Origin of the sequence: Lentzea sp. CC55, from assembly GCF_021056325.1 — a bacterium.
Taxonomy (GTDB): Bacteria; Actinomycetota; Actinomycetes; order Mycobacteriales; family Pseudonocardiaceae; genus Lentzea; species Lentzea jiangxiensis.
In genome coordinates this window covers 1-17,465 of the sequence record NZ_JAJCXE010000019.1, presented here as the reverse complement: position 1 = coordinate 17,465, position 17,465 = coordinate 1, and the positions used below count along the sequence as shown (strand labels likewise).

The 17,465-nt window shown below is 70.0% G+C and carries 20 protein-coding genes, 1 rRNA gene and 1 pseudogene; 12 read left to right on the top strand and 10 right to left on the bottom strand.

The annotated features are described in order from the left end of the window. Positions 1-18 precede the first annotated feature (18 nt). From L6E10_RS11820 to L6E10_RS11810, 3 genes are all read right to left on the bottom strand, one after another. Positions 19-336, bottom strand: coding sequence for a hypothetical protein (locus tag L6E10_RS11820; protein ID WP_236219547.1), 318 nt, complete (start codon positions 334-336; stop codon positions 19-21). A gap of 148 nt (positions 337-484) precedes the next feature. Beyond that, the gene (locus L6E10_RS11815) at positions 485-895 is read right to left on the bottom strand and encodes a type II toxin-antitoxin system VapC family toxin (RefSeq protein WP_236219546.1); all 411 of its coding nucleotides are present in this window, start codon (positions 893-895) and stop codon (positions 485-487) included. Beyond that, positions 883-1,170, bottom strand: a complete 288-nt coding sequence (locus tag L6E10_RS11810; RefSeq protein WP_236219545.1) for a type II toxin-antitoxin system Phd/YefM family antitoxin — start codon at positions 1,168-1,170, stop codon at positions 883-885. Before L6E10_RS11810 ends, L6E10_RS11815 begins: the two co-directional genes overlap by 13 nt. 72 nt (positions 1,171-1,242) lie before the next feature. On the opposite strand from L6E10_RS11810, the gene L6E10_RS11805 reads away from it, so the two are divergent. Further along, positions 1,243-1,956: a DUF72 domain-containing protein gene (locus tag L6E10_RS11805; RefSeq protein WP_236219544.1), complete on the top strand. Its 714-nt coding sequence runs from the start codon at positions 1,243-1,245 to the stop codon at positions 1,954-1,956. On the opposite strand, the gene L6E10_RS11800 is transcribed toward L6E10_RS11805, so the two are convergent. Together L6E10_RS11800 and L6E10_RS11795 are read right to left on the bottom strand one after the other, a co-directional pair. Beyond that, positions 1,922-3,208 carry an FAD-dependent monooxygenase gene (locus L6E10_RS11800; protein WP_236219543.1) on the bottom strand — a complete coding sequence of 429 codons (1,287 nt, stop codon included), beginning with the start codon at positions 3,206-3,208 and terminating at the stop codon, positions 1,922-1,924. The genes L6E10_RS11805 and L6E10_RS11800 overlap by 35 nt on opposite strands. Continuing rightward, the gene (locus tag L6E10_RS11795; protein ID WP_236219542.1) at positions 3,205-3,747 is read right to left on the bottom strand and encodes a PadR family transcriptional regulator; all 543 of its coding nucleotides are present in this window, start codon (positions 3,745-3,747) and stop codon (positions 3,205-3,207) included. The genes L6E10_RS11800 and L6E10_RS11795 overlap by 4 nt, the downstream gene beginning before the upstream one ends. A gap of 145 nt (positions 3,748-3,892) precedes the next feature. Between L6E10_RS11795 and L6E10_RS11790 the strand changes: the two genes are divergently transcribed. Continuing rightward, positions 3,893-5,554, top strand: a complete 1,662-nt coding sequence (locus L6E10_RS11790) for a cellulase family glycosylhydrolase (protein ID WP_308102777.1) — start codon at positions 3,893-3,895, stop codon at positions 5,552-5,554. Here the strand turns inward: L6E10_RS11790 and L6E10_RS11785 are convergent. Further along, complete coding sequence (locus L6E10_RS11785) at positions 5,509-6,258, bottom strand: arylamine N-acetyltransferase (RefSeq protein WP_236219540.1); 750 nt, start codon at positions 6,256-6,258, stop codon at positions 5,509-5,511. The two genes, L6E10_RS11790 and L6E10_RS11785, sit on opposite strands and share 46 nt — an antisense overlap. Before the next feature lie 17 nt (positions 6,259-6,275). Here L6E10_RS11785 and L6E10_RS11780 point away from each other — a divergent pair, with 17 nt between their 5' ends. The 3 genes and pseudogenes from L6E10_RS11780 to L6E10_RS41170 all read left to right on the top strand — a co-directional run. After that, positions 6,276-7,085 (top strand): DUF72 domain-containing protein, encoded by an 810-nt coding sequence (locus L6E10_RS11780; RefSeq protein WP_236219539.1) that lies wholly within the window; start codon positions 6,276-6,278, stop codon positions 7,083-7,085. Between the two features lie 37 nt (positions 7,086-7,122). Next, on the top strand, positions 7,123-7,479 hold the full coding sequence (locus tag L6E10_RS11775) for a peptidase inhibitor family I36 protein (RefSeq protein WP_236219538.1): 357 nt from the start codon (positions 7,123-7,125) through the stop codon (positions 7,477-7,479). A gap of 155 nt (positions 7,480-7,634) precedes the next feature. Next, positions 7,635-7,916: pseudogene (locus tag L6E10_RS41170) on the top strand (hypothetical protein); the annotation flags it as partial. A gap of 1,073 nt (positions 7,917-8,989) precedes the next feature. Here the strand turns inward: L6E10_RS41170 and L6E10_RS11765 are convergent. Beyond that, positions 8,990-10,099, bottom strand: coding sequence for a hypothetical protein (locus L6E10_RS11765; RefSeq protein WP_236219536.1), 1,110 nt, complete (start codon positions 10,097-10,099; stop codon positions 8,990-8,992). A gap of 241 nt (positions 10,100-10,340) precedes the next feature. Here L6E10_RS11765 and L6E10_RS11760 point away from each other — a divergent pair, with 241 nt between their 5' ends. The 5 genes from L6E10_RS11760 to L6E10_RS11740 all read left to right on the top strand — a co-directional run bounded on the left by L6E10_RS11760 (position 10,341) and on the right by L6E10_RS11740 (position 15,248). Continuing rightward, on the top strand, positions 10,341-10,973 hold the full coding sequence (locus tag L6E10_RS11760) for a hypothetical protein (RefSeq protein WP_236219535.1): 633 nt from the start codon (positions 10,341-10,343) through the stop codon (positions 10,971-10,973). Positions 10,974-11,088: 115 nt separating this feature from the next. Then, positions 11,089-11,988 carry an XRE family transcriptional regulator gene (locus L6E10_RS11755; protein WP_236219534.1) on the top strand — a complete coding sequence of 300 codons (900 nt, stop codon included), beginning with the start codon at positions 11,089-11,091 and terminating at the stop codon, positions 11,986-11,988. Between the two features lie 20 nt (positions 11,989-12,008). Next, the gene (locus L6E10_RS11750; protein WP_236219533.1) at positions 12,009-13,127 is read left to right on the top strand and encodes a hypothetical protein; all 1,119 of its coding nucleotides are present in this window, start codon (positions 12,009-12,011) and stop codon (positions 13,125-13,127) included. 22 nt (positions 13,128-13,149) lie between these two features. Then, positions 13,150-14,277 carry a hypothetical protein gene (locus tag L6E10_RS11745; RefSeq protein WP_236219532.1) on the top strand — a complete coding sequence of 376 codons (1,128 nt, stop codon included), beginning with the start codon at positions 13,150-13,152 and terminating at the stop codon, positions 14,275-14,277. Positions 14,278-14,339: 62 nt separating this feature from the next. Next, positions 14,340-15,248, top strand: coding sequence for an HIRAN domain-containing protein (locus L6E10_RS11740; protein WP_236219531.1), 909 nt, complete (start codon positions 14,340-14,342; stop codon positions 15,246-15,248). On the opposite strand, the gene L6E10_RS11735 is transcribed toward L6E10_RS11740, so the two are convergent. Then, positions 15,221-16,021, bottom strand: a complete 801-nt coding sequence (locus L6E10_RS11735) for an SDR family NAD(P)-dependent oxidoreductase (protein WP_236219530.1) — start codon at positions 16,019-16,021, stop codon at positions 15,221-15,223. The genes L6E10_RS11740 and L6E10_RS11735 overlap by 28 nt on opposite strands. An 88-nt stretch (positions 16,022-16,109) precedes the next feature. On the opposite strand from L6E10_RS11735, the gene L6E10_RS11730 reads away from it, so the two are divergent. Then, a complete protein-coding gene (locus tag L6E10_RS11730) occupies positions 16,110-16,469 on the top strand; it encodes a nucleotide pyrophosphohydrolase (protein ID WP_236219529.1) in 360 nt (119 codons plus the stop codon). Continuing rightward, the gene (locus L6E10_RS11725; protein WP_236219528.1) at positions 16,466-17,056 is read left to right on the top strand and encodes a hypothetical protein; all 591 of its coding nucleotides are present in this window, start codon (positions 16,466-16,468) and stop codon (positions 17,054-17,056) included. The genes L6E10_RS11730 and L6E10_RS11725 overlap by 4 nt, the downstream gene beginning before the upstream one ends. Here L6E10_RS11725 and L6E10_RS11720 read toward each other — a convergent pair. Together L6E10_RS11720 and rrf are read right to left on the bottom strand one after the other, a co-directional pair. Beyond that, positions 17,053-17,217, bottom strand: a complete 165-nt coding sequence (locus tag L6E10_RS11720; protein ID WP_177221221.1) for a hypothetical protein — start codon at positions 17,215-17,217, stop codon at positions 17,053-17,055. The two genes, L6E10_RS11725 and L6E10_RS11720, sit on opposite strands and share 4 nt — an antisense overlap. 162 nt (positions 17,218-17,379) lie before the next feature. Further along, a 5S ribosomal RNA gene (rrf, locus tag L6E10_RS11715) occupies positions 17,380-17,465 on the bottom strand; the annotation flags it as partial.

Sequence of the window (17,465 nt, the reverse complement as noted above, 5' to 3'; positions counted from 1 at the left end):
CCCGACGGAGCCGGGGCTTCACTCCGTTTCGGGCAGGTACTGCTCCGCGCTGCCGTCCTGGCGGATGAAGTAGGCGTCGATGTTCGTCGCGCGCAGCGTCACCTCGGACCCGGCCACCAGGTCGCGGTAGCGCAGCAGGTCCGGCAGCCCGATCGCGACGGTGTCGAACGGGTGCGTCTGGCGCAGCAGCAACGACTTGCGCAACGCCTCGCTGAACGCCCTGCGGGGCGACTCGTCGTGCTCGGGTACCTCCACCAGCGCGCCCGTGAGGTGCCGTTCGAGAGCGGCTCGCACGTGGTTCGCCGTCCCCCACGCCGCGATGTCCGTGACAGTCATGTGTCAGGTATCGGGAAAAATCGCGCGAGCATTAGCAGTCGGGATGGTTTCGATCAGGTGATGTTCCGCCGGCCGCGTCGGCCGAGCACGCGCTGCACGGGATGCTCGTGGTCGCCATCGGCCCGGGCCGGTACCTCTTCCACGGTGCTCAGACCTGGCGGATCGGCACGACCTCGACGAGCCGTTCGACGTCCTGGAAGTCCTTGACGTTCATCGTCAGCACCGGCAGGTCCGCGACCGCCGCCGTGGCCGCGATCTGCAGGTCCATCCGCCGCGGCCGGGGTGAGCGGCCGGCACGGCGCACCAGCGAGGCCATCTGCCCGTAGACCTTGGCCTCCTCCACGCCGAACGGCAGCACCTCGAACGTCTGCAGCGCCGCGTAGTACCGCTCGGTGCGCGCGAACCGCTCCACCGGGTCCTCGGTGTCGAGCCCGAACGCCAGCTCCGCGATCGTGACGGCGCTCAGGAACGGCTGGGCGTGGACGTACTCGCCGAGGTTCGCCCGCTCGAGCCGGATCAGCACACAGGTGTCGAGCAGGCAGCGCCTCACCTCTGCCACGGGTCTTCCAGCGGGTCGTCCGCGCCGAACACCTCGTCGGCGGCGCGGCGGTCGGCCTCCCAGCGGTCGGCGTCGACCGGGGGCAGGGTGCCGAACAGCACCTGGACGTCACCGAGCGGCGGCCTGGACACGGCTTCCTCCCGGTACGGCGAGAGCTGCGCAACCGGCTTGTTGTTGCGGGTGACGACGAAGCTCTCCCCCGCCTCGACGCGGCGCATGATCTCCGCGTTGTCGTTGCGGAGCTCACGCTGCCCTATGGCGTTGAGCTGCTGCATGCCACCAATGTAGCGCAGTTGGCCAAAAAGTGCTACAGAGTAGCTACAGCCTCGTCCGGCTACCCGGACGGAATGATCAGAATCGGCACGTCCGGCTGGCGCTACCCGGAGTGGCGCGACGGCTTCTACCGCTCCGTCCCGCAACGGCGCTGGCTCGGCCACCTCGCCGAGCACGTGGACACGATCGAGATCAACAGCTCGTTCTACCGGCTCCAGCCGCCGTCGAACTACCGCAAGTGGGTCGCCGAGACGCCGCCGGACTTCGTGTTCGCCGTCAAGGGGCCCAAGCTCGTCACGCACGTCAAACGCTTGCGCGACGTCGAGGACCCGCTGAAGACGTTCCTCGAGTCACTGGCCCTCGGCGACAAGCAGGGCCCGATCATCTGGCAACTGCCGCCGTCCCTCCGCTTCGACCACGCGGTTCTGCGCGACTTCCTCGCGCTGCTGCCGCCGGGCAGGCACGCCCTCGAACCGCGCCACGAGTCGTTCCGCTCAGACACCTACTTCGACCTGCTGCGCGCGCACAACGTCGCTCACGTCGTGTCGGACGCACCGACGTTTCCGTGCATCGAGGCCGTGACGGCTGACTTCGCTTACGTGCGGCTGCACGGGCACGACGAGTTGTACATCAGTTCATACAGCGACGAGCAGCTCGACGAGTGGGCCGAGAAGATCCACGGCTGGGACCGCGACACCTACGTCTACTTCGACAACACGATGCACGGCGCCGCACCGCGCAACGCCCTGGACCTCATGGCCCGGTCCACGTCTGCAGCGCGGCGCTGAGCGTCGCCGGATCCGCCACCCAGGCGACGTGACCGTCCGGCCGGATGAGCATCCCGCCGTCGTCCGGCAGGAGCACCGGCCGTCCGGGACGCAGCAGCTCGGCGATGGACGTCGTCCTGCCGTCCACCACCACAGGGCGGTTGGGCGCGAGCCTGCCGAGCAACGGGTGGTCGCCGGGGATGCGCGGGTCGTACCGGGTGTCGAGGCCGGCGACGAGCTCGGCCAGCCGCTTGCCGTTCAGGTCTGCTAGAAGGTCTCGCACCGGTGCGAGGTCCTCACGTCCGAGCATCGATTGCGCGCGGGTTGTGCGCAGCACGCGTGCACCTACTGGGTGCCGCTCGTCGTGGTAGGTCTGCAGCAACCCGTCCGGCGCGCGGCCGGAGACCGTCGCGGCCAGCTTCCAGCCGAGGTTCACCGCGTCCGCCAGAGCCACGTTCACGCCGACCGCCCCGGCCGGCGGGTGGACGTGCGCGGCGTCTCCCGCCAGGACGACCCGTCCGTGGACGTACCGTTCGGCCTGCCGCGCGGCGTCGGAGAACCTGCTCAGCCACAAGGGCTTTCCCAGCTCGACCTCACGTCCGAGCCGCGCGGTCAGCAGTTCCCGGACGTACTCGACCTCGACGGGACCGGAGCGCGGCTCCGGCTCTTCGAGCACGATCCGCACGTAGCCGGGCCGTGGCAGCACGAACACCTCACCGGTCGCGAGCGCGTCGTAATCGGCCTCGACGTCCGCAATCAGCCCGTACGACGACGCGTCCACGCCGGGGAACGCGATGCCGGCACGGCGGCGCACGACGCTACGGCTGCCATCGCACCCGACCAGGTACGAGAAGCGCCGGTGCTGGCCACCGACGACGACGTCGACCCCGTCGGGGTCCTGCGCGAGGTCGACGACCTCCTGTCCCCAGCGCACCCGCACCCCGAACTCGGCGAGCCACTCCTCCAGCAGTTCCTCGACGCGGTTCTGCGCGATGCCGAGCGTGTACGGGTGGTCGGTGTCCATGACCGACAGGTCGAGGAACACCCCGGGCAGGAACATCCCGTACGGCACCGCGGGCCCCTCGGCGAGGAACCGGTCGACGATCCCGCGCCGGTCGAGCAGTTCCAGGCTGCGGGCGGACAACGTGAACCCGCGCGGGTGCGACCCGCGCCGCGCGGCCGCGTCGACCACCTCGACCTCGACCCCGGCGAGCGCGAGTTCGGCCGCCGCCACCAGTCCCGCCGGTCCTGCCCCGGCCACCAGCACCGTCATCGCGACTCATCCGGCCAGGCGAGCCGCCCGGACTCGACGTCGCCGACGATCTCCTCGACCCACCCGAGCTCGGCCTCCGCCATCCGGACCGCGTACTCGACCTCGACCACGAACAACCGCGGCACCTGTTCCAGCGCGTCCCGGTGCCCGGCGCGCATCTCCTCCAGCGACGCCCGCAGCCGGTCCGCGCGTTCGCGCAACGCCTCCACCGCACCGGACGGCCCGAGAGCGCCCAGGTAGCTCACGGCGGAGAGGAACTTCGGGAACTCGGCCTGCGGCTCGCGCACGAGCCGGTCGACCCAGCGGGTGAACTCCTCCCGCCCGGCCGCGGTGAGCCCGTAGACCGTCCGCTCCGGCCGCGCACCGACCTTCACGGTCTCGCGCGCCTCGATCCAGTCTTCCCGCACGAGCGCGCGCACTACGTCATAAAGCGAGCCCGTCGTGACTTTGAAAGCCCGGTCCAAACCGCGTTCCCGCAACGCCGCCGCCATCGCGTGCGGGTGCAACGGCGATTCCAGCAGCAGCCCCAGCACAGCCATACCCAGAGGGTTCTTCATTACTCGACTCCGATCGCTCGGATTCGAGTATTTGCGAGGCGCACCCCGATGTCAACTAGCGTGCTGAGACATGAGAACGATTCGCGTCTTAGCTCCCCTGCTGCTGGCCGCGAGTCTCGTGGCCCCCGTGCAAGCGCACGCGGAGGAGGCGACCTGGACCGGCCCTCTGAGCACGAGGGGCCGGTGGATCGTCGACGCCCACGGCGACCGCTTCAAGCTCAAGTCCGGCAACTGGCACGGTGCGAGCGGCACCTACAACGGTTCCGGCGACATCAACGACCCCGCCAACCACCACGCCGGCGAGAAGGCGGACCAGGTCCCCCTGGGCCTCGGCCGCGCCACCATGGCGACGATCATCAGCGGGTTCCAGGAGATCGGCGTCAACAGCGTCCGGCTGCCGTTCTCCAACCAGATGATCAGGGACACCACCCCCGTCACCGGTCTGAAGGACGCGCAGCTCAACGGCAAGCGGCCGCTGGAGGTCTACGACGCGGTCGTGGCCGAACTGACGCGCAACAACCTCGCCGTCATCCTCAACAACCACACCACCACGTCGCGCTGGTGCTGCGGTGTCGACGGCAACGAGCGGTGGAACACCAGCCAGAGCACCGACCAGTGGATCGCCGACTGGGCCTTCATGGCCGACCGGTACAAGGCCGACAAGCGGGTCGTCGGCGCGGACCTCTACAACGAGGTGCGCCGCAACGTCTTCGACGACCCGAACTGGGGCTGGGGCAACGACCACGACTGGCACAAGGCCTCGCAGCGGGCGGCGGACCGCCTCCAGCAGGTCGCTCCGGACCTGCTCGTGATCGTCGAGGGCATCAACTGGACCGGCATCCCGGCCGACGGCTTCGCGCACGGCCGGCCGACGCTCGAACCCGCGCGGTTCCTCAGCCACACGCTCGCGAACCCCGGGAAACTGGTCTACAGCGCCCACTTCTACGGCTACACCGGCCCGAACCACAGCGGCGCGACGGGAATCGGTGAGACGACGGACCCCCGCTACCAGGACCTGTCACCGCAGGAGCTCACGGATGTCCTGCAGCGCCAGGCGTTCTTCATCACCGAGGCGCAGAAGCACTTCACGGCGCCTTTGTGGATCAGCGAGTTCGGCGTCGGCGGCGTCGACGAGTCGAACCAGAAGGCGCGCGCCTGGTTCGAGCGGTTCGTCGACCGGCTGATCGCGCAGGACACCGACTTCGCCTACTGGCCGCTGGTCGGCTTCCACACCAACCGCTCCGGCAACAGCTGGGCGTTGCTGCGCTGGGACGCCGCCGGGAACCGCGTCAGCGTCAACGACGGCGACGACTGGCGCGCGAGCGCGTGGAACCGGCTCGTGCACGCGTCGGGCCGCACCGGGCAGATCCCGCACGAGACCCGGTGGAACATGCTCCTCCAGGAGTCGTGCCCGCGGAACGAGAAGCTCGCCGGCATCAGCCACACCGGCGGCCGGGGCCTGTGCGCCAGCGGTCCACAGTGGAGCGGCACGACCCGGGTCACGAACGAGCAGCACGTGACCACCGACTGGGCACGCGGCTACACGAAGCTGCAGTGCCCCGACGGCAACGCGGCCGTCGGCTACGCGAACCTCACCCTCGTCTGCGCGCCGATCGCGGGCGGGACGACCACCCGCGTCGTGTGGTTCGACCGCGGGGACAACCGCCCGGACCTGGGCGGTGACTGGGCGAACGGGCACTACAAGGGCCAGTGCGCGCAGGACGAGCACGTCGCCGGTGTCGCCTACGACTGGCGCAGGACGCCGGACGCGCTGCTCTGCCGCAAGTGACCCCGCTGGAACTCGATGGCGAAGTGCTCCCGGAAAGCGGCCGCGGGATCCTCGACGTCGGTCGAGGTCTTGCGGCCGTTCTCGGTCACCACGACCTTCTGGCCGGTCACGGTGATCCGCCCGCCCGGTGTCGCGCGCGTCGCCATCGGGCCCTTGCGGAAGTGCGACTCCGGTGAGGTCTGGTGCCACCAGCAGGTGGGCACGAACTCGGCCAGCTCCCTCGGCCTGCGCTCCACCCGGTACGCGGGCGCGCCGTCCTGGAACACGTCCACGTCGCCGCCGTTGTCCCGCAGCCGGAACACACCGGCCGGGTCCTCCTGGTCGTCCCGCGACGTCCACGACAGCGGGTGCAGCGCGAACGCCCCGAAGCCGACGTCCACCAGCCACTCACCGTCCACGAGCAACACCAGGTGGTCGAACGGCGGCCCGAGCCGCTGCTCCGCGCCGTACGCCCGCGCCGCCAGCAGCTCGACCTCGTGGCCCAGGTCGCGCAACAGCTCCGCGAACAACCCGTTGAGCTCGTAGCAGAACCCGCCGCGGCGCCGTTCGACGATCTTCTCGTGCAGCCACGGGACCTCCAGGACGATCCTGACGTCCATGTGGGTGTCGAGGTTCTCGAAAGGAACGCTCAGCAGGTGCCGCTCCTGCAACTCGGCCAACGACGACGTGCGCGAGGCACCGATGCGCTGTAGGTAGGCGTCCACCGTGCCACGATAACCGCATGGGTGACGTCAAGATCGGCACTTCCGGATGGGTGTACCCGCCCTGGCGCGGCGTGTTCTACCCCAAGGGCGTCACGCAGAAGCGCGAGCTGGCCTACCTGAGCCGGCAACTCGGCTCCGTGGAGATCAACGGCTCGTTCTACTCGCTGCAACGCCCGTCGAGCTACCTGAGGTGGGCCGCCGAGACCCCGGACGACTTCGTCTTCGCCGTCAAGGGAAGCCGCTTCATCACGCACATGAAGCGCCTCAAGGACGGCAACGAGCTCCTTTCGAACTACCTCGCCTCCGGCGTCCTCGCACTGGGCCCGAAGCTCGGCCCGATCCTCTGGCAGCTCCCGCCCACGCTGCGGTTCGACGCCGACCTGCTCACCGAATTCTTCGAGCGCCTGCCCCGCACCACCACCGAGGCCGCCGAGATCGCCGAACGGCACGACCACCGCGTCGACCCGGCCCACACCACCACCGACGCCGAACGGCCGATGCGCCACGCCCTCGAGATCCGCCACGAGAGCTACAACACGCCGGAGTTCCTCGACCTGCTCAAACGGCACGACATCGCGCTCGTGGTCGCGGACGCCGCCGGCAAGTACCCGTTGATCGAGGAGGTCACCAGCGACTTCGTCTACGTCCGGTTGCACGGCCACGACGAGCTCTACGTCAGCGGCTACACCGACGAGGGCCTCGACATGTGGGCGGAGAAGGTCCGGGCGTGGGCGCGGCACGGTGACGTGTACGTCTACTTCGACAACGACGCGAAGGCCTACGCGCCCCGCGACGCGAAGGCGCTCCAAGATCGTCTGGCCGAGTGACCCGAATGGACCCACACTCCTTGGCGGAGGTGCGTCCATGCCGTCGAAGAGCCTCATCACCGCCCTGGTGGTCACCGCGAGCGCGGTCGCCTGCAGTGGGATCGCCGTAGCGCAGAGTGACAAGAGCTGCGACAAGGGCGAGTTCTGCGTGTGGGCGGGACCCGACTACACCGGTGCCGTGCAACGCCTCGACCTGGAGACCGCGAACCCCGGCGAGTGCATCACGCTCGAGATCGTCGGCAAGTCCTTCGTCAACCGCCTGAGCAGGGACGCGACCGTCTACCAACGCGAGAACTGCTCCACCGAGGCCGAGTTCACCACCTACCCCAGGCACGGCACCTACGTGCCCGACGCGTACTTCGTCGTCCGAGGGCTCGAGGTGTGGGGACCATAACGACGACGGCTTGCTTTAGTCACCCTATGTAACACCACCCGATCGTGTGAGTACTCGTCAGTAGCCCTCATTTGGTGCCTAAGTTGCCGCCCTATCGAGTGGTGGCAGCTGGAGGAAACGTGACCGTGGCGGGTGAAGCCGGGTTACTCGAACTGATGGCCGGGAGACTGGCCAAATACGATCTCACCCCACGTGCGGCAGAACTGGTGCTGGCGGCGTGCCGTGGCGGAGGAGCGCTGGACCGCGCCCTCGCCGGCGTGCCCGACAGGCAGGAGGCCCCGCGGGAGCAGACCGACGGCCCCGGTCACGGGATCTACCTGTCGGAGATCCGCGTGCGCGGCTTCCGGGGCATCGGCCCCCGGGCACGCCTGCCGCTGGCACCGGGTCCCGGCCTGACCGTCGTGACCGGGCGCAACGGCTCGGGCAAGTCGAGCTTCGCCGAGGCCGCGGAACTGGTGCTGACCGGCTACAACGCGCGCTGGACCCGCGCCAGGCACGACGTGTGGCTCCAGGGCTGGCGCAACCTGCACCAGCCCGACACCGCCGTCGAACTGGACCTCGTGCAGGCCGCGCGGCCGGGCCGGACGACGATCCGAAGACGCTGGGCGCCGGGCGAGGACGCCGCGCAGGGCGAGTGGACGCAGGACGACGAGCCGTTCGACGACCTCAGGTGGCACGACGCGCTGGAGGCCTACCGGCCGTTCCTGCCGTACAGCGAGCTGGGGACCGTTCTCGACGCACAGCCGGAAGACCTCTATGAGGCAATGCACCGCCTTCTGGGCTTGGAGGCGATCACCGAGGCGCAGCAGGCGCTCGCCGACCACCGCAAGCGCCTCGCCGAGATCGTCGCCCGCCCCTACGACCGGCGTGAACGCGTGCGGGCGGAGCTGGCGGCGTCCCCAGACGAACGCGCCCGCCGCGCCGCCGAGCTGCTCGGCAGCGACTCCGCCGACCTCGACGCGATCGCGGACCTCGCACTGCACGCCGACGTGGGCAGCGGGACCGGTCTCCTGCACCGGGTCGCGGACATCTCGCTGCCGCCCGACGACGAGGTGGCCAGGGTTCGCGACGCGCTCGACCAGGCGCTCGGCGCGGTCACCGCCGTCGCGACCGACAACGCGCAGGACTCGTTGCGCTCCAGCGAAATCCTGCGCCTCGCGATCCAGCTGCAGGAGTCCGGCGGCACCCGGACGTGCCCGGTGTGCGACCTCGGCAAGCTCGACGGCCACTGGCTCGGCAAGGCCCGCGGGCGCGCCGAGCACCTCGCGAAGGCCGCCGCGCAGCTGCACGGAGCCGCGGACCGCCTGGACGTAGGCACCGCACCGGATCCGCACGCCGTCGAGCTGCCCTGGGCGTGTCAGCAGGTTCGCGACGCAGGTCAGCCGGTCCCGCACGTCGGAGGGAAGAGTCATCGCTGCAGCCACCCCGCCAGCAGTTCGGTGTCCCGTATCAGCACGTCCAGATCGCCGGTCTCGCCGCCGACGCGGCACGCCTGCAGCAGGTCCACCGCTCACGAGCCAACGACGTCCTCCAGGTGCGGCAGCAGCGCCGCGGGCTCCGCGTGGTCGTCGAGCACGGCCAGCGCGAGCTTCTGCCTGGTCGTCAGCGCGCACTCCAGCACGCGCTCGACCTCGGCGTGCGGCATGCCGCTCTCGAGCCGTTCGCGCCGGAACCGGGCGTGCGACGCCGCTTCCAGGGCCGTGCGGCAGCACGACGCCACGAGCTCGGCCCGCAACGCGTCCGGCAGATCGGCGTCACCGCGCATCGACCGGGCGTCGTTCAGGCACCGGCCGACGGGGTCGTCGGACATCCGCACCTGCACGACGGACTCCTCGCCGCGGCAGACCTCCCAGACGGTTCCGCTGAGCCGCAACCGCCGCAACGCCTCCACCAGCCGTTCGTCGTGCGTGAAGACCACGACCTGGCGCGTGAGGCCGACGTCGGCGAGCACTTGCGCCAGACCGTCCACCTTGGACGCGTCCATGGCCTGCACCGGGTCGTCGATCATCACGAACCGGAACGGGCTCTCGTCGACCATGGCGCGCGGCAGGAACAGCGCGAGCCCCAGCGAGTGCAGCTCTCCCTGGCTCATCACCGCGAGCGCCGAGTTCGAGACGCCGTCGACCGACACGTCCAGCTCGACGTTGCGGGTGCCGCCGAGCCGCACCGCGCCGAGGTCGACGTTGCTCTGCTGGCGCAGCCGCTGCCAGATCCGCTGCGACTCCCTGGCGAACGGCGCGATGCGCTCGGACCGCAGCGTGGCCGCGGTCTTGCGGATCCAGTTCTCCGCCTCGGTGACGCCGGCGAGCACCTCGCTGTCCGCCAGCGCCTGCTGCGCCTGGGAGTGCCACTCGAACAACGCGATCGCCATCGGCCGCCACACGAGGTCGCGCCGGTCGATCTGCTCCCGCGCCACGGACTTCAGCTGCTCCACGGCCTGGGCCAGCTCCGCGTGGCGGTCGAACATCTCCCGCCGCAACCGCACCGGGTCGTCGATCGAGGCGCACGCCTCCCACATCTGCCACGCCTGCAGCACACCCGTCGTGTCGAGCATGTCCTGCGTCTCGGACAGGACTTCGGGCGCCGGCTGGCACAACGCCCGGGCCGCCGCGACCGCCAAGCACGTCCACCCGCCTGCGTTTGTTCGTCCCCGGCGGCGCGACGTCCACGAGGTAGCGCAGTCCGCGGCGGTGCAACGCCCGCCGCACCGCCATCTCCGGTGCGGTGCCCGTGCGGCGGGTCCGGCGCATGACCTGCGCCGTCGCCTCGGAGGTGGCCGGAGGGGCGGGACCGGCGTCGACGTAGCGGTACACGACCCGCAGTCTCCCGGAATTGTCAGACCCCGCGGCTACCGTCGACCCATGACCAACGCCGCCTTCCGCAAGCGCACCCCCACCGCCGGAGAGCAGCTCGCCGACCTCGGCCTGCGCCTCGAGGTCCTGGACCGCGCGGTCGCCGCCGGGATCGACGCCCGCGCCGCCTCGCCGCCGTTCGGGCCGACCAACGCGCCCGGCCTGCTCGACTGGATCCACCGGGTCGGCACGCTGCGGCAGCTCCTGGCCGAGGAGGGCTGGCAGCGCCTCGACCACTGGAACGCGGGGCTGGTCCGGCACCCGTCGCGGCCGATCCTGCTCGGCACGCTGCAGGGCAACCGGGGCACGGGGTCGCCCGACGCGCCGTTGCGCAGCGACTACGCGAAGGGGCCCGCCATCGCGGCGATGATGCGGGACAACGACCACGACCAGTTCGCCCTGTTCGAGAACGTGCGCAACGAGGGCTTCAAGCTGTGGTTCCTCGTCACGTACGCGCTGCAGCTGGAGGACCGGCTCGTCGTGCTGCGCGAGGTGTCGCAGCCGGAGCCGACGCCGCAGAACCAGGTCATTGAGCGGTGGGCGCACCGGATCTCGTTGCCGCCGATGGAGTTCGCGCGGACCAGGACGCCCAATGTGGACGGTCCGGAGGAGGTGGACTTCCCGATCGCACTCCGGCGGTGACGGCCGGGGCGACTCCGCTACCGGCACCCGCAGAGGGGCGCGAGACCGCAGGTCCGGCGGTCGCGGCAGGACCCGCCTGGCAGCCCGGTGAGCCAGCAGCGACAATGACCGGATCATGCTCACGCCCTCGCGACTCACGCTCGCCCGCGCCCGGCGCGGTCTCACCGCTGCTGAGCTGGCGCACAAATCGGGTGTGCAGGCGCGGGCCATCGGCGAGTACGAACGCGGGTCGCGCACGCCGCTGCCGGCCACGGTCGAGTCGCTGGCGGGAGCGCTGGGGTTCCCGGCCGAGTTCTTCACGGCCGACGAACCGCCGCGGCCGCAGAACGCGCCGCCGGACGAGCAGGTCGCGGCGGCCGCGCAGCTGGCGATCGAGTTCAACGGGTGGCTGGAGCGCCTGTTCGTGCTGCCGCAGCCGGACCTGCCGCCGCCGCGGACGTCTCCCCAGGGCACGCGGGACGCGTGGCGGCTCGCGGACGGGCCGGCGCCGAACATGGTGCAGTTGCTGGAGTCGCACGGTGTGCGGGTGTTCTCGTTGCCGGTCGACTGCGCCGGGCACGAGGCGTTCTGCTGCTGGCACAACGGGACACCGCTGCTGTTCCTCGACCCCTCGTCGTCCCCCGAGCAGGCGCGGTTCGACGCCGCGGTGCAGCTCGCGGTGCTCCTCGGGCACGACGAACCCCGGGAGTTCGCGGCCGAGTTCCTGATGCCGCAGCGGCAGTTGCCCGGCACCGACCACCGGCACTGGCACGTGGGCCGCGAGCAGTTCACGAGGTGGGCGAACGTCCACAGCCTCGTCGAGGGCGGCATGACGCGGCGCGAGAGCTCGAAGCTGCTCACCAAGGTGTTCAGGGTGCTGCGTGAGAACGGCACGACGCCGGCACAGGTGGCCAAGGCGCTCCACCTCGGACTGGAAGAGCTCAACGGCATGGTGTTCGGGCTCGTGCTGACGGCACTGCCAGGTGGTGGAGAACCAGGACCCGGAGGACGGGCACGCCTTACCCTGGTCCACTGATCAAGTCCTGGGGGACCCACATGATGTTCTTGCGGTATCTCGTCGCGCTGCCGTTGATCCTGACCAGTTACGTCGGCGTGCCGTTCGCGTACCTGACGTTGTCGTCGCAGCTCTTCCGCCGGTCACTGCCGGGTGGCACGAGCCAGTCCTTCACCACCGGGTTCACCGAGACGTTCACCGAGCACATCAGCGGCTTCTGGCCCGTCCCCGTCGCGCTCGTGCTCTTCGCGGCGCTGTGGTGGATGACCACGGCATGGCCTCGGATCGCGTTGCTGCCGTCGGCGCCGCTCGCGTTCACCGGACTGTTCAGCGGGACGTTCGACAAGACGCTGCTGGCCGTGGCCGCACCTGCGGTGGCGTGGGGGCTCGCGCAACTCGCGGCGAAGAGCGTGTCCTGGCCGCTCACGAGGGATGTGCGGCGCTCGGCCGCCGAGGTCGTCGTCGGGCTGCGGGGCGAGGGGCGCTTGCGGGTGCAGTCGCGGCGGCTGCTGCTCGACAAGCTGCCGCCGCCACTGCAGAAGGGGTCTCCGGTGGGCAGGGTCGCGATCCGCTTCGACCGGATCAAGCACGTCGAGGCCGGAGCCGTGCGGACCGCGGCGAAGTGGCGGCTCGGCAACACCAGTGAACTCACCATCACGCCGGGGCCGGTCCTGCGGATCATCGGGGGTGGCCAGGAGTGGCTGCTGCCGGTCGACGACGTCGAGACGACGGCCCGGCTGGTGCTCGAACGGGCCGAAGCGCGCTCCAAGGCAGAACCACGGCCGCCGATGGACAGCAGCCGCTGGACCAGCGCGAAGCACCTGTGGAAGCTCCAAGACGCCCCGGTGCTGCGGCCGAACCTGCAGAAGGTCAGGCACGGCGCGCACCACATGATGCTCGTTCTCAGCGCCCTCACGACAGCGATGGCCGGGTTCGCGGCGTTCCGCATGTTCACCGGCGACTGGACCTTCGTCTTCGGCGCCCTGTTCTTCGGTGGTGTCGCCCTGGGCTCGGTCCTGTCCTGGGCCTCCATCGGCGCCACGCAGAAGCTCACCGAGGAGAACCCGCGCTCTCCGCTGGACGGAGATCCCGATCCACACCGGACGCCGGTCACGGGCTGGAGCCCTCGACCGGCCTCCCCGAGCCGCTCGCTGTTCTGATCAGACCATCCCGGGGGAAGTCGTGTTGATCCACCTGCGGTACCTGCTGGCCGCACCGTTCCTGCTCACCGCCGTCGTCGGCGTGCCGGCCGGCTCCAAGGTGCTCTCGTCCTACCTGTACCGGCGCGAGGTCCGCGACGGGACGTTCGACTGGGCCGGTGAGTTCCGCGATTCCTTCACCCAGACCGCCGTGCTGTGGCCGACGGCGCTGGCGGTCGTGCTGTTCGCCGTCTTCTGGTGGATGACGACGGCATGGCCGAAGATCGCGCTGGTGCCGTCGGTGCCCGCCTTGTTCGGCGGCTTGATCTACGGGCTGTTCGACGGCTGGGAGCACGCGGCGGCGGGAGCAGCCGCGCCGGTTGTCGCGTTCGGACTCGCGTGGATCGCCGCGCAGATCGTGGTGCGGCCGGTGAGCGGTGCCGTGCGGCGGTCGGCGGTCGAGGTGGCCGTCGGGCTGCGCGGCGGAGGCCGGTTGCGGATCCAGTCCCGGCGGCTGCTGCTCGACCGGCTGCCGGCGCCGGTGCACCCGATGAGCCCTGTCGGGCGGGTCGCGCTCCGGTTCGACCGGATCCGCGGCGTCGAGGCGGGTGTCGTGCGGACACCTGCGCAGTGGCGACTGGCCAACACCAGCGAGCTCACGATCACACCGGGCCCGGTCCTGCGGATCATCGGCGGCGGGCAGGAGTGGCTGCTGCCGGTCGACGACGCCGAGGGGACGGCGCGGTTCGTCTCGGAACGGGCGCGGGTGCGCGCGACGCCGGACCCTCGACCGCCGCTCGACAGCGGCCGGTGGTTCCACGCCAAGCTGCTGTGGGAGCTGGCCGACCAGGAGCCGCCGGTCCGCAACACCCAGAAGGTCAACCACGGCAACCGCTGGGCGGCGCTGATCATCTCCGCGCTCACGACGCCGATGGCGCTCTACTCGGCGTACCGGATCTTCACCGACGGCTGGAGCTACCTCGTGGGCGTCCTCGTCTTCGGGGCGATCGCGTGGGGCGCGACGCACGTGTGGTTCCGGCAGGGCATCGTCTACAAGCTCACCGAGGAGAACCCGGTGTCGCCGTTGGCCGACGATCCTGATCCGCGCCGGGTTCCAGTCACGGGCTGGAGCCCTCAATCGATGACGCTAGGCCGAACGAGCGATTTGTGAAACGCATCGTCCGGCTCGTCCGACACTGAGAGTGACGGGAAGCCGAGTCGTGAGGACGCCCCATGACGATGCAGCAACGCACGGAACCTTCGCCTGCCGCGGTCCTGATCGCCGTTGCCGTGCTCGCGCTGGTCCTGACCGTTGCTTTCGGCCCGCTGGGCTTCGTCATCGGCCTCGCGCTCTTCGCGCTCATGTTCGTCGGCAGCAAGAAGAACACCGCCGACCAGATCGTCCCGGCGCGCACCCGTTCCCGCCTGCGCCGCCTGTCGACGGCGGGACGGGTCGCGATCGTCGGCGAGGTGCACCACCAGGACGCCATCGCCGAGGTGGCGAGGCACCTCCCGGCGCTGGACGACGCGGTTCCGGCGACCGCCGTGCTGGTGCCGGAACCGGCGAGCCGGCACGACCCCGCGGCGGTGCGGGTCGACCTGCTGCGCGGGGACGGCTCCGCGGTCACCGCCGGCTACCTGCGCGGCGACCAGGCCGCCGAGTACCAGCCGCTCCTGCTCGAGCTCGCTGAGCGCGGGGAGGTCGGTTCGTGCCCCGCCCGCGTTCTCGGCGGGCAGCGCCCCTACACCGTGCACCTGCACCTCGGGGCCCCTCGACTCCTGCTGCTCGACCACGAGTCACTCGGCACGACACCCACGTTGCCCGCCGAGCACCAGGTCGCCGTCGTGGGAGAACCGGCCCACCAGTACGTGCTGCACCGCGTGGTCAACGGCCGCACGCCCGTCCACGTGATCGCCGAACTCCGCGACAGCCGCATCACCAAGGGCTCCCACATCGGCGAACGCACCCTCGAGGTGCTCCTCGAAGGCGAGTCCGTCGGCCAGCTCAGCTACGCGACGGGTCTGCGCTACTGCGACACCGCGCAGGAGTGGCGCACCCGCACCGGGCGTGCCCTCTGCGAAGCCGTCATCACCAACGAGGGCACGCGCGGGCTTCAGGCGAACTTGCTGCTGCCCAAGTAGTCGGCGAACGTCCGCGGCTCTCGTCCGAGCACTCGCCGCACGCCGTCGGACAGGTGCGCCTCCTCCCCCGTGCGAATGCGCACCAGCAGCATCGTGACGAGATCGGCGATCTCGTCGGGGTAACCGAGCGCGCGCATCGAGGCGGCGAACTCCTCCGGCGCGATGTCGCTGTACCGCACGGGCCTGCCCGTGACCTCGGTGATCCGCGCGAGCATCTCCGGGAACGACAGCGCCTCCGGACCGCTCAGCTCGTAGGTCTGCCCGTCGTGGCCGTGCTGCGTCAGCGCGACGACGGCGACCTCGGCGATGTCGACGACGTCGATGAACGGGTGCACGCCCTCGCCCGCGGGGACGGCCAGCTCTCCGTGCTGGACGGGCGCCGCGAACATGTCCTCGTCGAAGTTCTGCATGAACCAGGTGGGCCGCAGGACGGTCCACTCGGCACCGGAGTCCTTGACCGCAGCCTCGAACGGGTCGTCGTCCTGGGCACCGCGCATGGACAGCAGCACGAGCCGGGTGACGCCGGACTTCACGGCGAGCGGCACGAACTCGGCCAGGGGTGAAGGGTCTTCCGGCGGCACCACGTAGACGGCGGTCGTGCCGGCGAGAGCGGGCTCCCAGGTGTCCTGATCGGACCAGTCGAACCTGGTCGACGACGACCGGGAGGCCGGACGGGAGGCAGCGCCGAGGAGGTCGGTCACGCGACGGCCGGTCTTGCCCGTGGCACCGAGGACGAGGATGGACGAGGTGGTGACTGCGATCGATGTTGACATGACAAGAGCCAATCAACATTGACGCGGACGATCCATGATTGATCAACCGCCATCCTTGCTCGTTCGTCCACGTGGTAGTCAGTGGAACATGAGTGAGCGTGATCTCGTGGACCTGAGGGACGCCCTGCGGGCGTTCGCCGCTGCCCGCGACTGGGACAGCTACCACACGCCGAAGAACCTGGTCATGGCCTTGTCCGCAGAGGTCGGCGAGCTCACCGACCTCTTCCAGTGGCTGACGCCGGAAGAGGCGAGAGACGCCATGAAGGACCCGGAGCTCGCGTGGAACGTGCGGGACGAGCTCGCGGACGTGATGCACTACCTCACCAGACTGGCGGACAAGCTCGACGTCGACCTCGTGGAGGCCGCGTTCGCCAAGATCGAGCGCAACGAGCGGCGGTTCCCGACCGGGAGCCTCACGCCTGTCGCCGTGGAGAAGGGGGAGCTGTGAATCTCCAGAACGCGCAAGCCCTGCACATGCACCAGAAGGTCACGTTCATGGTCAACCGCTACGAGGTCTTCGCCGACGACAACGGCAAGCCCGGAGCACTGGTCGGCTTCGCCGAGCAGAAGCGGTTGAAGATCAAGGAGAAGATCACGGTCTACACGGACTCGTCGAAGAACCAGGTGCTGTTCGAGTTCAACGCCCGCAAGGTGATCGACCTCGGCAGCGGCTACGACGTGACGGACGCCGGCGGCCGGTCGATCGGCCTGTTCCGCAAGAACTTCGCGAAGTCGCTGCTGCGGTCGACCTGGCACCTAGAGCAGCCGGGCTGGGGCCAATCGACAGGAGCCGAGCGGAACGGGCTCCTCGCGGGCTTCCGGCGGCTCTGGCAGTGGATCCCGGTCATCGGAGACGCGCCGTTCCCCATGCGGTATCACTTCGACTTCACCACGGAGAACGGCGCTCCCGTGTTCAGCGTCGACAAGAAGACCTGGATCCGCGACCACTACCTGGTCCGCATCCAGGATCCTGGCGTCGACCGCCGGCTCGTGATCGCTCAGGCCGTGGCGCTCGACGCGCTGCAGTCCCGCTAGAGGTACGTCAGCAGGAGGAGGATCAGGCACACCAGCAGCACGACGCCGAGCACTGCGGGCAGGAGCGACTGCGAGGACGGCGCGGGCTCGCGGGCGTGCCTGCCCCGCCTCCTGCGCGCTCGCCACCGCAATGGTGCCTCCCCTGCCCACTGATCGTTCATGACGATCACGGTAGGGATGAACGACCCCGGCTTGACGCGCGTCACCCGCTCGCCGGGTCTCATCACCCGGTCAGCCGCTCAGCAGGCCGGCGCCACCTGCACCAGGACGTGAAAAAGCCCTGCGGGGAGCGCTTGTGGCGCTCAACCCGCAGGGCAAATTAAGTTCGGCGGCGACCTACTCTCCCACACCGTAACCAGTGCAGTACCATCGGCGCAGAAGGGCTTAACTACCGGGTTCGGAATGGGAC